General features: G+C 60.4%; 6 protein-coding genes, 6 pseudogenes and 1 other annotated feature. Of the genes and pseudogenes, 5 read left to right on the forward strand and 7 right to left on the reverse strand.

The genetic code is table 11. The features are described 5' to 3' along the window. Window positions 1-49 precede the first annotated feature (49 nt). Window positions 50-352, forward strand: coding sequence for a hypothetical protein (locus ACVIGA_RS28305; RefSeq protein ID WP_173640789.1), 303 nt, complete (start codon window positions 50-52; stop codon window positions 350-352). Between the two features lie 59 nt (window positions 353-411). On the opposite strand, the gene ACVIGA_RS28310 is transcribed toward ACVIGA_RS28305, so the two are convergent. Next, complete coding sequence (locus ACVIGA_RS28310) at window positions 412-4,533, reverse strand: Ulp1 family isopeptidase (protein ID WP_207835097.1); 4,122 nt, start codon at window positions 4,531-4,533, stop codon at window positions 412-414. Window positions 4,534-4,865: 332 nt separating this feature from the next. Between ACVIGA_RS28310 and ACVIGA_RS28315 the strand changes: the two are divergent. Then, window positions 4,866-5,769, forward strand: a pseudogene (locus ACVIGA_RS28315) (IS3 family transposase); the annotation flags it as partial. Further along, window positions 5,149-5,266 (forward strand) — a sequence feature (AL1L pseudoknot). It overlaps the preceding pseudogene by 118 nt. On the opposite strand, the pseudogene ACVIGA_RS28320 reads toward ACVIGA_RS28315, so the two are convergent. The 4 genes and pseudogenes from ACVIGA_RS28320 to ACVIGA_RS28335 all read right to left on the reverse strand — a co-directional run. Continuing rightward, a pseudogene (locus tag ACVIGA_RS28320) lies at window positions 5,752-6,167 on the reverse strand (IS110 family transposase); the annotation flags it as partial. The pseudogenes ACVIGA_RS28315 and ACVIGA_RS28320 overlap by 18 nt on opposite strands. A gap of 125 nt (window positions 6,168-6,292) precedes the next feature. Further along, a complete protein-coding gene (locus tag ACVIGA_RS28325) occupies window positions 6,293-7,177 on the reverse strand; it encodes a hypothetical protein (protein WP_176533553.1) in 885 nt (294 codons plus the stop codon). 1 nt (window position 7,178) lies between these two features. Further along, window positions 7,179-7,706 (reverse strand): hypothetical protein, encoded by a 528-nt coding sequence (locus tag ACVIGA_RS28330; protein ID WP_176396266.1) that lies wholly within the window; start codon window positions 7,704-7,706, stop codon window positions 7,179-7,181. A gap of 374 nt (window positions 7,707-8,080) precedes the next feature. Further along, window positions 8,081-9,670 carry an acyl-CoA dehydrogenase family protein gene (locus ACVIGA_RS28335; RefSeq protein ID WP_176396267.1) on the reverse strand — a complete coding sequence of 530 codons (1,590 nt, stop codon included), beginning with the start codon at window positions 9,668-9,670 and terminating at the stop codon, window positions 8,081-8,083. 144 nt (window positions 9,671-9,814) lie between these two features. Here ACVIGA_RS28335 and ACVIGA_RS28340 point away from each other — a divergent pair. Next, window positions 9,815-10,562 (forward strand): annotated as a pseudogene (locus ACVIGA_RS28340) (transposase); the annotation flags it as partial. Then, window positions 10,548-11,427, forward strand: a pseudogene (locus ACVIGA_RS28345) (IS630 family transposase); the annotation flags it as partial. The pseudogenes ACVIGA_RS28340 and ACVIGA_RS28345, both read left to right, overlap by 15 nt. A gap of 101 nt (window positions 11,428-11,528) precedes the next feature. Here ACVIGA_RS28345 and ACVIGA_RS28350 read toward each other — a convergent pair. Continuing rightward, window positions 11,529-12,413, reverse strand: coding sequence for a type III secretion protein (locus ACVIGA_RS28350; RefSeq protein ID WP_173640794.1), 885 nt, complete (start codon window positions 12,411-12,413; stop codon window positions 11,529-11,531). 914 nt (window positions 12,414-13,327) lie between these two features. Between ACVIGA_RS28350 and ACVIGA_RS28355 the strand changes: the two are divergent. Beyond that, window positions 13,328-13,588 (forward strand): annotated as a pseudogene (locus ACVIGA_RS28355) (transposase); the annotation flags it as partial. A gap of 36 nt (window positions 13,589-13,624) precedes the next feature. On the opposite strand, the pseudogene ACVIGA_RS28360 reads toward ACVIGA_RS28355, so the two are convergent. Next, window positions 13,625-13,980, reverse strand: a pseudogene (locus tag ACVIGA_RS28360) (transposase); the annotation flags it as partial. Window positions 13,981-14,024: the final 44 nt, after the last annotated feature.

A 14,024-nucleotide genomic window follows, 5' to 3' on the forward strand; every position in this document is an offset into this window, starting at 1 on the left:
ACAACGCAGTGTGGCGTATCCACAGTGCGTCGATGCCGGCGCGGACTTCGTGATCCGCGCGGGCTGGAAGAGCGCGCGTTGGCTGGATCGCAACGGCAACCTTGTCGGTCTCATCGCAGAGCTGCGCAAGGCCTTGGCAGGCGGCATGATCGATCGACCGATCTGGATAGAGCGCAAGTCCGGCGCGCAACCGCTTGCTGTGCGCTTGGTCGCGGTCAAAAAGCCGGCGCATGCGGCCGCGGAGGCGCGACGCAAGGCACGCAAGACAGCCCAGAAGGGAGGCCATCAACTCTCCAGGCAAACGCTTGAGGCCGCTGATTGGGTAATCCTGGCGACCTCGCTCAAGGGCTAGGACTTCACGGCTGCTGACGTCATTGCCCTCTACCGGTTGCGATGGCGGATTGAGCGACATCAGCCCCCGAGTCGGTTCTGCAGCGCCTGCCGATTGGCAACGAGGCTGCTGAGGTTCAGCAGGTGTGGTGCTCGTCCTTGCTCCAATTGCCTAACCAGCGCCCGCGTGCCGTCGACCACGAAGACGCCGCAATCGTAAGTGTTCAGCTGCTGGGTCATGCCGCGTGACTCCAGGCGGGCGCCCAGCCTTGCTGCGAGCTCTGCTGCGGGCGTGTTGTTGTATTCCCCCATGGAGTCGTAGCGATAGGCAACCGGCCTTTCGCGGTCGCGGCGATCAACAAACAGCAACGACCAATGGGTGCCGGGGAGATTCGTAGCACGGGCATTGTTCACTGGCAGGAACAGGAAGTCGGCTGTGTCGTCACCATTCTGATCATGGACGATGCGCTGGAATGCGCGTAGCATTTCGCTCTCGGTGCCCAAGCGCAGGCTAACAAGGGTTATGAGAGGATCCACGAACCGCGTCCGGGCGGCGAGATTCGGATTGTCCCCCCCCAACTCTTGCGCCAGGAGCTGGTAATCTCTCAGGACATGCTCGTCGCCCAGCCATTCCGTGTCCTCGAGCACCAGCCCGCGGCCGTGAGACGAGGCTGTCGGACCTAAAGCCCCGATCTGAGCATCGTAGGAGGTGCTCGGAAACGCCGGCACAGAATTAACATCGTCGCGTGATTCAGACGGCGTGGCCGCAGTCAGATCAACCAACGGAGGACCGCCGTAGGTGCTTGAGCGAGCCCTGGCAGCCTGCGCTGGCTCAAAGTGAGCATCGTCGCGCAACTCGGACGGTGTCGGCGCATTCAGAGCAAGAAATGGCTCAAGACCAGCGTAGATGTCTGAGGGAGCCCTGGTAGAGTGCGCTGGCGATGCTTCCAGCATCGGCCACATACTCCAATCAAAGTTGAGCGGCATCTGCGGCGACCAGGTTGAGGCGGACCAGGCAGGTTCCTGCTGTCCAGCTTGGACTATGTCCTGCGCCTGCTCCGGGGGAACCCCGGGCCACGGTGGGCCGTCTTCCACCATCAAACGCAGATCCTGATCATAACCTTCCGGGAGGACCAATGGCCGACTGACAGCTCGCTGCAGCGCCGTGGCATCTTGGTACCCACTCCCCTGCATCGTCGGCTGCGCCTGCCATGGCGATGCACCCAGTTGATGGGTGGGGGCCGACGTCAGCAGGCGACCGCCTGAAGCGACGATCTCGCTCAGTTGCCGCTCAATGGCAACGCCGTGCAGATTGTCTAGGGTCCTCGGCCTCTTCGCTGGCCTCAATTCAGCTGTGTCATGCTCATCGTTGATGAGGACCTCCTTGCTTGGCAGGAGGTTGCTCTTGGCAAGTGCACCGATCGGCTCGTCCGGGAACTGCTGGCGGTCGGAGCCCCAATTCAAGGGACGAATGGACTCTCCGGGATCCGATGACTGGTCATGGCGCGCGGCTGGCTCAAGAAGAGATGACGACGGGCCGGGTTCGTCCATCAGCTCCCAAAGCAAATCCTGATCGTAGCCTTCTACAGGAAGCAGCTCCTTTGGCCAACTGCCCGCGTCCTGCGACGCGCTGTGCTGCGCAGCGGCGCCGCCGACGGGCATCGGCTCCATCAGTGCCGCGTCTTCGGGATCAGGAACGGGGGAAATATGGCGCTCGCGCTCCATCGCTTTAGCGCCAGCCTGCGATTTTCGGAGATCAGCCAGTGCGGCACCGATATTCCGATTACCCCCGGCGTCCTTCCTATAGCTCTCGACATCTCCATCCAACGCCTTGCCGGAAAGCCGAGCAGCAATGCCCTTCTTGTTGTTTTCACGCAGGTAGTCACTGAAACTGTTAAGAACAACTGCATAGGTACGTACGGTACCTGTCGCAGCTTTGTTTTTGTACTCTTTGATGAGAGCCACGTCCTGGGGATAAGGATTCAGCTTAGCGCGGCCTGCGATCGGCACGATCCCGCCCGTCGACTGCGAGGTCCGGAGATGATCTATTGCCGCAAGGAGTTTCGCGGGATCACCCTTTCCGATGAACTCGCGCGCATCAATGGTCAACGACTCGTCGTCGAGCCGAGCAGCAATGCCCTTTTTGTCATTTTCGAAGAGCCAGCGGCCAAACCTGCGAAGAGAACCTGCATAATCCTTGGTGGTGGCTTCAGCGGCCCCGCCCTTGATGAGGGCCTCCTCAAGCTCCGAAATAAGGGGAGCGTCCTCGGAATAAAGAGGCTGCTTCCTGCGAACCCCAGTTGATCGAGCCGGCTGCAGCGCCGAGGACGGCGGGCCGGGTTCGTCCATCAGCCCCCAAAGCAAATCCTGATCGTGGGCTTCCGCAGGAAGCAGCTCCTCTGGCCAACTGCCAGCTTCCTGCGACGCGCGGTGCTCCGCAGCGGCGTCGCCGACCCGCCTCGGCTCCGTCAGGGCCGCGTCTTCGGGATCAGGAAAGGGGGAAATATGGCGCTCGAGCTCCATCGCCTTAGCGCCGGCCGACGATTTTCGGAGATGGGTCAGTGCGGCACCGATATTCCGATTACCCCCGGCGGCGTCTTTCCTATAGCTCTCGACATCTCCATCCAACGCCTTGCCGGAAAGCCGAGCAGCAATGCCCTTCTTGTTGTTTTCACGCAGGTAGTCACTGAAACTGTTAAGAACAACTGCATAGGTACTGGCGGTACCTGTCGTTGCTTCGTTTTTGTACTCTTTGATGAGAGCCGCGTCCTTGGGATACGGATTCAGCTTAGCGCGGTCTGCGATCGGCACGATTCCGCCCGTCGACTGCGAGGTCCGGAGATGATCTATTGCCTTAAGGAGTCTCGTGGGATTACCCTTTCCGAAGAACTCGCGCGCATCAATGGTCAACGACTCGTCGTCGAGCCGAGCAGCAATGGACTCTTTGTTATTTGCGACAAGCCAGCGGCCAAAGCTGCGAAGAGAATATACATTGGCCTTGGCGCTGATTTCGGTGGCCCCGCTCTTGATGAGGGCCTTCTCAAGCCCCGAAATAAGGGGACCATCCTCGGAATAAAGTGGCTGCTTCCTCTGCCTTCTCAAAACTCCAGTTGACTGAGCCGGCTGCAGCGCCGAGTGCGACGGACCGGGTTCGTCCATCAGCCCCAAAACCAAATCCTGATCGTAGCCTTCTGCAGGAAGCTTCTCTGGCCAACTGCCAGCTTCCTGCGACGCGCGGTGCTCCGCAGCGGCGTCGCTGACCCGCCTCGGCTCCATCAGGGCCGCGCGTTCGGGATCAGGACCGGGAGAAATATGGCGCTCGAGCTCCATCGCTTTAGCGCCGGCCCGCGATTTTCGGAGATGAGCCAGTGCGGCACCGATCCGCCTATTACCACCGACGTCCTTCTTATAGTCTCCGACATCTCCATCCAACGCCTTGCCGGAAAGCCGAGCAGCAATGCCCTTCTTGTTGTTTTTACGCAGGTAGTCACTGAAACTGCTAAGGGTAAATGCATAGGTACTGACGGTACCTGTCGTTGCTTCGTTTTTGTACTCTTCGATGAGAGCCGCGTCCTGGGGATAAGGATTCAGCTTAGCGCGGTCTGCGATCGGCACGATTCCGCCCGTCGACTGCGAGGTCCGGAGATGACCTATTGCCGTAAGGAGTCTCGTGGGATTACCCTTTCCGAAGAACTCGCACGCATCAACGGTCAACGACTCGTCGTCGAGCCGAGCAGCAATGGCCTGCTTTTTGTTTTCAAAGAGCCAGCGGCCCAATCTAAGAAGATGACCTACATTCTCCTTGGCAGTGCGTTTGACAGCCCCCCCTTTGATGAGGGCCTCCTCAAGCCCCAAAATAAGGTCAGCATCTTGGGAATAAAGAGGACGCCTGCGGGTACCGTAAACCTCTGCTGACTGGCCAGGCTGCAGCGCCGAGGCGCCTGGCATTGGCCCGCCGCCTCCATCCTGCGACGCTGGAGGGCATTCGTGCCCGCTCGCCTGCATGATGGGCTGCGCCTCCGATGGCGATGCGGCGACTTGATGGGGGGGGGCCTGCATCAGCACACCATCACCTGGACGGGTGATCTCGCTTAGCTGCCGCTCAAAGGCCGCCGCGTCTGTCGACGGGGACACCGGTGCAGTCTCTTGCTGGGCGGCGCTGTTCGATTGTTGCTGCAGTCGGCTAGTTGAGGTGAAATCCATCCGTTCTCACTTTCGAAGATGTAGGCGAATCAGAGCTCGGTTTGGATCTCATGCGCGGGGCAATCGAGACGGCAGCGCGGCGACCAAATCCGCGGCACAGAATGAGCTCTCAACGTTGGATCCAGCAACAAACCACCGTGGGTCCGAACCGTCCGCGCCGCAGGCAGTCGGCCACTCGGATGTTCTTCCCCACAATTTTTGCTATGAGAGGAAGCTGTCGAGTACCTGACGAGCGCTGTCGGGCGACGTAAAAATTGGCTCTGACTCACTTTTGTTGCAGTCTGAACCGCCCCGGGTTTGCCGGAGGCTCCAACTCCCGAGAGGATGGAGCCATGACGAGCAAGACGACGAACAAGTTTTCACCCGAGGTTCGGGCCCGTGCGGTTCGGATGGTTCCGGATCACGCCAGCGAGCACCCTTCGCGGTGGGCGGCGGTGAGATCGATTGCCGCCAAGATTGGCTGCACACCGCAGACGCTACATGACTGGGTCAAGAAGGTCGAGATCGACAGCGGACAGCGGAGGGCGTTCCGACGGAGATGGCCGAGAAGCTGAAGGCCCTGGAACGGGAGAACCGTGAGCTTCGACAGGCCAACGAGATCCTGCGCAAGGCGAGCGCTTATTTTGCGATGGCGGAGCTCGACCGCCGGTCCAAGCCATGATCGCCTTCATTGACGATCATCGTGGGGCGCATGGGGTCGAGCCGATCTGTCGGGTGTTGCCTGATCGCCCCCTCGACCTACCACGCCCATGGGGCCAAACGGCGCGATCCCGCCAGGCTGTCGACGTGCGCCAAGCCGGACGCCGCACTGAAGATCGAGGTTCGGCGCGCCTTCGATCAAAACTTTTCCCTCTACGGCGTGCGCAAGGTCTGGTGCCAGCTCAAGCGCGAAGGCTTCGATGTTGCCCGTTGCACGGTGTCGCGACTTATGCGGAACATGGGTTTGCAAGGGTGATCCACGGCAAACCCATCAAGACCACGATCAGCGACAAGGCTGCGCCATGCCTGCTGGATCACGTCAATCGCCCGTTCAAGGCGCCAAGGCCGAACGTTCTCTGGCTCTCCGACTTCACGTATGTCGCGACCTGGACGGGTTTTGTCTACGTCGCCTTTGTCATCGACGCCTATGCCCGCAGGATTGTGGTTGCGGAGACGGCGCGGGCGCGGCTGATACATGCTCTACTGGCACGAGATCTCCACGACAAGCGCTATCGCCGAATCTCGAACCTTAGCCACGAGCCGGGATCTCGCGACAGTATCGCGCGGATCCTCTGACTTTCCTCGCTCTTGACTTTGACCTCTCGATACCAGCCAACCCGCACCAGCTCGGCCAGACCTCGAGCATCATTCTGATCGCTCTTGTTCATGCGTACCGACAAAGCCGCGTGGGCATGCCGAGCGTCGATGCAAACCACCGGAAGATCGACCCTGCGAAGTTCATGCCACAGCCAACTCGCCATTGCGCCGGTCTCAAAGCCGATGCGCTCCGCCTGTGGCGCCCGCTTGCGAAGCAGTGCCGTGAGCGCCCCCGGGTCGGGCTTGGCTTTCCCCTCGAACAAGACCTCGCCCGCTTCATTGACCACGCATACTGAAGTTTCTTTTTGCGAGACATCGAGTCCGACATATTGCTTCATGACAGCTTCTCCGAATCGGTTGATTGCGAGAGCTCGATTCTAATGGAGCTTTCGTGTCACGAGCGCTGACCGCAATTACGTCATCGTCTGCAATATTGACCCCCGTATTGCCGCATCTGCGAATGTTACCCTGATGGCGCCATTGCCGATGACGATCCGATGTCGATTAATCGGTCGCGCCAGATGGCTTTCCCGGTTTGCTCGACGAGAGGGGCTGTGGGCGGGTCGGGCCCTACATAGCCCGAGCCGTCCAGAACCCCGGGCAATGGGGCAGCGGTTGTGGCGTCGTCGAGCGGGCCCTGGGCGACCAACCGTTCGGCAGCCCTCCGTCTGAGCGCCCTCAGCAGACGTTGCACAATCGAATGCTGTCTCTTTCCGAACTCCTCAGGGTATTTCTCGCGCAGCTGGCCGACAATTGCGAGCGCCGTCGGCTGCGGCTGCTCTGCGAGCCACGCTTCGATCGCGGCAATATGCGGGTCTAGCTTGGACGGCATTCGAACTCTGGTCTTATAGGGCCGACGAGTTCGCCGGTGCCTGGCACGCGGCTCGCCGACCGTCGCGGTCTTGCCGAGCGTCTTCGCGAACGTCGCCGCGGTCGCCGGCAGGATGCTAGTGTGAGCGGGTTGCAAGCCGCGCGCCTGTCCGGCACGACGATCGACACGAATGCCTAATTCCTCTTGGGTTGCGCGAATCTCCGCCAACAGCGCGACCGGATCGAGCGAGCGATACTGATCGCGTAGCCGTTTCTTCACGGCCGCGGTCACCTTGGGATGCGCCAAGGCACGCTCATAGGGCGTCGATGGGAGATGATAGCGCTTAATCACTTTAGCCCCTTCGCGACGCTTCTTCTTCAGCTTGAACGACGGCTGGAAGAAGTTGACGTAGAGCCGTGCCGCCGCATAGAGGCGGCCCATCATACGCGCCGTCTCGACGCCATCGAAGCGGCCATAGCCCATGAGGCGGCGGACGACGGCACCATTCGTCTGCTCGACAAACGCCTGATCGTTCATCTTATAGGCGCGCGAGCGAGTGACTTCGAGCTTCGCGACACCATGGCACGACGACATCGTTCATGAAGGCGCTGTCGTTGTCGAAGTCCACGCCGCGCAACAGCCAGGGGAACAGGCTCTGTGCGCGGTTGATCGCCTCGACGACGAGCGAACCTTCCCGCGTCAGCAACGGCAGGCACTCTGTCCAGCCGGTGGCGACATCGACCATCGTGAGAGTTTGGATGAACGAACCTGCCACCGACGTGCCGCCATGGGCGACCATGTCAACCTCGCAGAAGCCGGGCACCGGGCTGTTCCAGTCATTGAACGTGCGGATCAGGACTTCGCGCCGGATTGCCGAATAGAATCCGGCACGGCGCCGCCTGCCGCGGCTCGCCGCGATCTTCACATCGACGACCAGGCGATCGATGGTTGCGGGGCTGATCGAGAGAACACAGTCACGATCCGCCTGGCCAAGCTGCAATCGACCATGTTGCTCGAGGGCCGGCAGCAAGGTCGGGATCATCACTTTGAGCCGCTTGCCGCACACCCGATCCGACGCCTCCCACAGCGCCGTCAGCGCGTCCTTGATCGTCGCGCCATATCTGCGTCTTCGCTTTCTTGTTGCCTCGACCTGGCCCGGTCCAACCGTCTCGCGTCGCCGGAGCGCCCGCACCTCATACTTGCGATGCCAGCCCGTCGTCGCGCACAATGTGTTTTCAACGAGAAGCCTTAAGTACCATGAGTGAGGCTACCGTGGCGCCGTCCTCTCCCCGCCGGGACGCAAGCTGAGGCGCTCAGCGTTTTCTTCGAGCGGGCTTTCGGACGCCAAGCGTTCGCTGAGGAGAGCGAGCGTGAATCGGGACGTTCACAATGCCAGCAGTTATAAGACGGGCCTCCTCGCTCCCCTTGTTAGCTACGGGATCAGACATACTGCTCCAGCTTGAGGTAATCGCTCGTGAGGACAGGTGAGCGGATAGAAGAAGCTGCGTCTTGAAGGAAGGTATCCAGTGTCCGACTAGCGCGAACGCGGCCTTCGAAAGATAGCCGTGCCGGTGCGCGAGTACGGAGAGTTGCTAGTTCGGAACCAACAAGGTCAGCCGCGGCAGCGGCGCAATCTGAGGCGGAGAAGCAACCAGCAGACATGACTGCTTGTGCAAGTCCTAATGTGGTGAGCCAACCGGCATAGATGAGCACGGTACCATCTGTCTCATTGAGCCCAGAGAGTTCCTCAATTGCAGCAGCATGGACCGGCGCCGCACCAAGAGACAGAAAAAGATCGGCTATCTCATCACGCGTGGCCCTAGAGAGAAGGCAGCGGCCGAGATGTGATAGGAGCGTCTCTGTCGGACCTTCGAAGATGCGGAGAATGCGAGCGTCTCGATAGATTTTAGCTACAGGCGTTCCCTCATCGTAACCACGGCCCCCCAACAGCTGGAGGCATTGATCAGCGACGAGGCCGCACCACTCCGACGACAAAACCTTCGTTGCCGACGCAAGGTGGACATTGGGCGCGCCCTTCGCTGAGATAAGTCGGCAGGATGCAGCTAGCATTGCCTTCACTACTTCCCGCCGGAGCACCATTTGCCCGAATAGCTGCTCGATATAGCTGTTCTCAATCATGCGCAGCTTACCTAGTCGACGATGTCTTGCATATGAGGCTGCGACCTGGATAGCGCGCTCAAGGGCTCCAAGGCCCATCGCAGCCACACCGATGCGCCCGCGGTTCATACTGGATGCTGCTGTTCCCCAGCCGTCTTGATCGCGAGAAAGAACGTAAGCGCTCGGCACCTCGACATCCTTGAACTCCAAAGTATTCTGGATAATGCCACGTAGACCGAGTGTGCGATGCTCGTGTGTGACCATTAAGCCCGGAGCCTGCCTATCAACTAGTACACCAACGAGCCGACCTTTCACGTCGGGACCAGAGGCTCGTGCAAAGCAAACGATCCAGCGAGCCCAGTCAGCGAGGCCAATCCAAATTTTGCGGCCAGAGATGCGAACTCTATCCTCGTGCATGAAAGCCGAAGTCTCTATGTGCCGCGGGGCAGAGCCAGCCCCAGGCTCTGTCAAAGCGAAAGCGCAAAGGTCTCCGCGTGTTGCACCCCACATGACATGCCTTTGTTCAGGGATGCGCGGTGCTGCTTCGATGCAGGGCAAGGCCAGAAAGTTATGGATAACGAGGGTAGAGGCGGCCGAGATATCGAAGGATGCAGTGGCAGAGATGAGGTCGATGGCCTCTTGCAAGGGAAGAGCTAGTCCGCCGTGCTCTGTTCGTGTAGTGAGCCCGAACAGTCCGTGCCTTGCTAATATGCTGTGTAGGGTCGGAGGAAATGCCCGACGGTCATCCGCATCAGCGAAATTCAGCTGACTCAGGTCATCGATCAAACTGGTATATAGGGTAGGTACAGCACCTTCAGCTGTGCGTTCCTGCGCCTCCCCGAATGGAGAGTAAACTTGAGAGTACATAGCCATTAGTGCATAATGGATGAGCCCGCGCTTCGTGACAATCATCCCCGGGGCTAGCTCGATCACACAATGGTATATGTGGGTGGGAGCGTAGCATGAGCAGGCTGCTCTAGCAGGCTGTTGAAAAAGGTGCTCGCCGCCGACCAGCGACCGTGATTCATTGGCTCCGACGAGATTCGGAGATGGTGCGTGCGCGGCGGCGACAATCGAACGGGCGAGCTGTTCAGCTACGTTGATCTGGAGGCGGGTGCGGCGTGACCATCCGCTGCGAGCGATCCGGACGATCGCGAACGAGGCGCTGTCGACGCTGGAGCGCGAGTTTGCCGCGCTCTCTTCGCCGATTTGGCGGCCGTCAATCCAGCCGGAGAAGTTGCTGCGGGCGATGCTGTTGCAAGCGATCCGCTCGGAGCGGCTTTTGATCGAACGGCTGGAATACGACCTGCTGTTCCGCTGGTTCGTCGGAATTGGCGTCGACGACGGAGCCTGGGACCATTCGGTGTTCTCGAAAAACCGCGACCGGTTGCCGGAAGGCGACATCGCGGCCAAGTTCCTCGCGGCGGTGCTGGCGCAGCCCAAGGTGAAGAAGCTGCTGTCGAGCGATCACTTCTCGGTCGATGGCACGCTGATCGAGGCCTGGGCCTCGATGAAGAGCGTGAAGCCGAAGGATGGCTCTGGCGCGCCGCCGGCGCAAGGCGGCGGGCGCAACGCCGAAGCGGACTTCCATGGCCAGAAGCGCTCGAACGGCACCCATGCTTCGACCACCGATCGGGATGCCTGGCTTTACCGCAAGGGAAAGGGCAACGAAACGAAGCTGTGCTTCATCGGGCATGGGCTGATGGAGAACCGCCACGGCCTGCTGGTCGACGCCTGCCTGACGCGGGCCGACGGGCATGCCGAACGGGTGGCCGCGCTGCACCTGATCGAGCCGCGTCCCGGGGCGGAATGCAAACTCACGGCAAGGAAGAAGCCTTGCTGGTGGCGACAGCCTGCGCCAGTCCCCCAAAGGGCCGTGCCCGCTGGACGCTAAAGCTGCTGGCGGCTGCGATGGTCAAGCTCACCGAACACAAGAGCCTGTCGCACGAGACGGTTCGGCGGCGCCTGGCCGAGAATGGCCTCAAGCCCTGGCGCAAAGACATGTGGTGCATTCCGCAGGTCGGCGGCGAATACGTCGCCCGCATGGAGGATGTGCTCGACCTCTATGCCGAGGTGCCCGACTCCAGACGGCCAGTGGTGTGCTTCGACGAAAGCCCGGTGCAACTCATCGGCGAGGTGCGTCAGCCCATTCCGGCCAAGCCCGGCCACCTCGAACGTTACGATTATGAGTATCGTCGCAATGGCACGGTCAATCTCTTCGTTCTCTTCGACGTGCATCGCCCCTGGCGCAAGGTCAAGGTCACCGAGCGGCACGAGATTACGCCCAATGCATGCGTGATCTCGTCGACATCCATTATCCCGACGCCGAGATCATCCGGGTCGTCCAGGACAATTTATCGACCCACTCCGCCGGCGCCCTCTATCAGGCGTTCCCGCCCGCCGAAGCCAGGCGGATTTTGCGACGGCTCGAGTTCCACTACACCCCAAAGCACGCAAGTTGGCTCAACATGGTCGAGATCGAAATCGGCGTCCTGCGAGGCCAGTGCCTGGATCGCAGGATTGACGACCCCAAGCGACTGCGCCGCGAAATCACCGCCTGGGAACGACAACGAAATGCCGCCCGCTCCCGCATCAAATGGGTGTTCACAACAGACAAGGCTCGCGCCAAAATGGCAGGCGCCTATCCCGCCACTTCCAAAGAGTCATAATCACTGTGACGAGGTACTAGACGCAGATCTCACGCGGGCCCACGCCAAGCGCAGCGCGTGCCGCAACACGCAGTGCCCATCGAGACGACACGGAGTCGTCGTCAATATTCCGGCGGCACCACCGGCGGACGATCCTGATGGTCTAGGAGCCCAACCTGTTCCAGCACCGAGTGAATAAAATGCGGGGCGCCCGCCTCATGGGGAGACAGCCCATAGAATTCCTGCGCCGCCATCGAGACAAACTGCTCCTGCTGTTCCCGCGGAATCTGCTCTAGGGCTTCCCTCGCTTTTGCGGCGAACTCGGCCGACACTACCTGAGTTTCCAAAAAGCGATCATGTTGGGTGGGATTTCGGCGCAAATGCTCCAGCCAATTCGCTGTGTGTTCGTCTTCGTCCGGGTGGACGAGAGGTATCAGTTGTTCGACGCGATCTTTCAACCACAGGGCGCCGTCCTTGTCGGTACTCAGGTCCTCTCTCTCCACCTGGACGTGCGCCCACGCGCTGTCTTTCAGCCGCACCGCCGGGCCGTTCGACCAGCCGTCCTGCACGATGGTCGTCTCTCCATCGCGTTCGTTGCCGCGGCGTAGCTCGTTCCATGCGTGTCCAGTTCGCGTGGCCGAGATGGTGTGATCGGCGTTCAGTTCCATAATTTCCACCTCGCCGCCTGCATTCACGACCGATTCACCATCGCGCAAATGCGGCGCGTGCGAGACTGCAGCGAGGCGCGCGAATTGATCGCAAAAGCCTGCGCCCAGCGCGCCCGCCAATGCCATCTGGTTGTTGCGATCGAGTCCGCGGTAGGCCAGACGTGAGGCTACGACGTTGTGCCCGTGGGACGGCTCGCCATCCGCATGAACGTTGCCGCGTCCGTGCCTGAGCAGCAGGCGAACGTCGTGCACTGTCTGACCGGCCGCGGTGATCCGAGCGGGGCTTCTGACCGGATCGCCAGTCATCATGGCCGCAATGAGGTAGGCGAGTTGCTGCATCTCATGTCGCTGTAGTGCCACACCGCGTCGTTGTTGCAACGTGTTCGGCGACGTTCCCAGAGCGACTCGGGGAGCCATCGGGGCCGGTCCCGATGCAGTCGAAATTAGCGCGGACCATTGGCGATCGCTGGCGCTGCGGGCCGTTGAGTGCGATGCGCCGTCGGCGCTCGAACTATCATAAGGCGAGGCCACTACTGAAGGCTTTGAACAACAAATTCCCACAAGCAATCTCCTTTATGCTGATGAAATTTCACTGCACCAATGCTCCTACAGAGGAGCTCAGGCGGCACCGTTAAGCCAACGGATTGGAGCGGCTGGGATATCCCCTTCGCGCCCGGCACGCGGAAAACGGAACATGATAGCCTTCATGCACATTCCCGTTAGTCTATCTAGACTCTCATTCCGCCGGTCCTCCGCGGAAATTGAGCGCCCGCGCCACGTACCAAGAAAGATCATCGTCGGACGACTCTGACTCGACACATCCTTCGTCTTCGTCGCTACTTCGTTCAGCGGGATCCTCGCTCTCGGCTTGAAGATACAGCCGGGGCTTGTCTGCCCGCTGCCATTCACCCTGGTTGTTCATCGTCCACTTATCGGACCGTCGAGGGTCAAGCACGAACTGGTTCTACCCCACGTCAACAAAGCCCATCTGCTCCAGACGGGGCTTCGCCGCATCGTTGTGGGTTGGCTGGATGAACATGTGATTCTGCTATCCACGCGATTCGCTCTTATCGACTGATCTGCGCTGTAGTCAATATCGGTCTTCTTAGGACTTGCTAGCAGGGTAAGCGAGCAATCTGACAACAAGCTGACGCACAGAAGAGTGCAGAGCCGGCCCCGGAATTCTGCACAGGGCGATAAGTGGAGTTTCTGCCTGACAGCGGGCACGCTGTGCCTGCGAATCAGGAGCGACAATGAGCAGAAGAACACGCCGGAACCACACACCGGCCTTCAAGGCGAAGGTGGCGCTCGCCGCCGTGAAGGGCGATCGAACGCTGGCTCAGCTTGCCGAGCAGTTCGACGTCCACCCCAATCAGATCACGGCGTGGAAGGCTCAGCTTGAAAGCAAGGCCGCCGATGCGTTCGGTCCCGGCGGCGGCTCCGGAGCGGAACAAGCAGCCATCGATGTGAAGTCGCTGCACGCCAAGATCGGCGAACTGACGCTGGAGAACGATTCCTAAGAAACGGCAGCATCTACTTTTCGGCTCCAAGGGATGGAGAACAAAGCCGAATGGCTTGGACGCCGATGCAAATTGTTGACCACTCGCGTCCGGTAACGCGTCTCGTAGGACGAGGCTTTGGGATCGACATAGTCCATTCCTTATCGCACAGCATTGTAGAACAGAACTGCGATCTTCCGGGCCGTGGCGGTCACGGCCTTGGCCTTGCCGATGCGCACTGAGAGCCGTCTATAAAAGGCGCCGAGCGCAGTGTCTGTACGCCCCACGGTCACGGCAGCAAGGCGCAGAAGTGCCGCCGCTCGGCCGCCGGATCGGCGCGTTCGGGACGAGAGCATTTTGCCGCCGGAGACCTTGTTGCTCGGCGCCAGTCCCAGCCAGGAGGTAAAAGGGATGTTCGCTGTTATCCATCACATCATCCCGGTACGTCGAT

The sequence above is a fragment of the Bradyrhizobium sp. USDA 3240 genome (assembly GCF_054063295.1).

Excerpts from the sequence above, each read along its gene's own strand:
- ACVIGA_RS28310 (WP_207835097.1), bottom strand. The coding sequence starts at position 4,533 with ATGGATTTCACCTCAACTAGCCGACTGCAGCAACAATCGAACAGCGCC.
- ACVIGA_RS28325 (WP_176533553.1), bottom strand. The coding sequence starts at position 7,177 with ATGAACGATCAGGCGTTTGTCGAGCAGACGAATGGTGCCGTCGTCCGC.
- ACVIGA_RS28335 (WP_176396267.1), bottom strand. The coding sequence starts at position 9,670 with ATGATTGTCACGAAGCGCGGGCTCATCCATTATGCACTAATGGCTATG.
- ACVIGA_RS28350 (WP_173640794.1), bottom strand. The coding sequence starts at position 12,413 with ATGCAGCAACTCGCCTACCTCATTGCGGCCATGATGACTGGCGATCCG.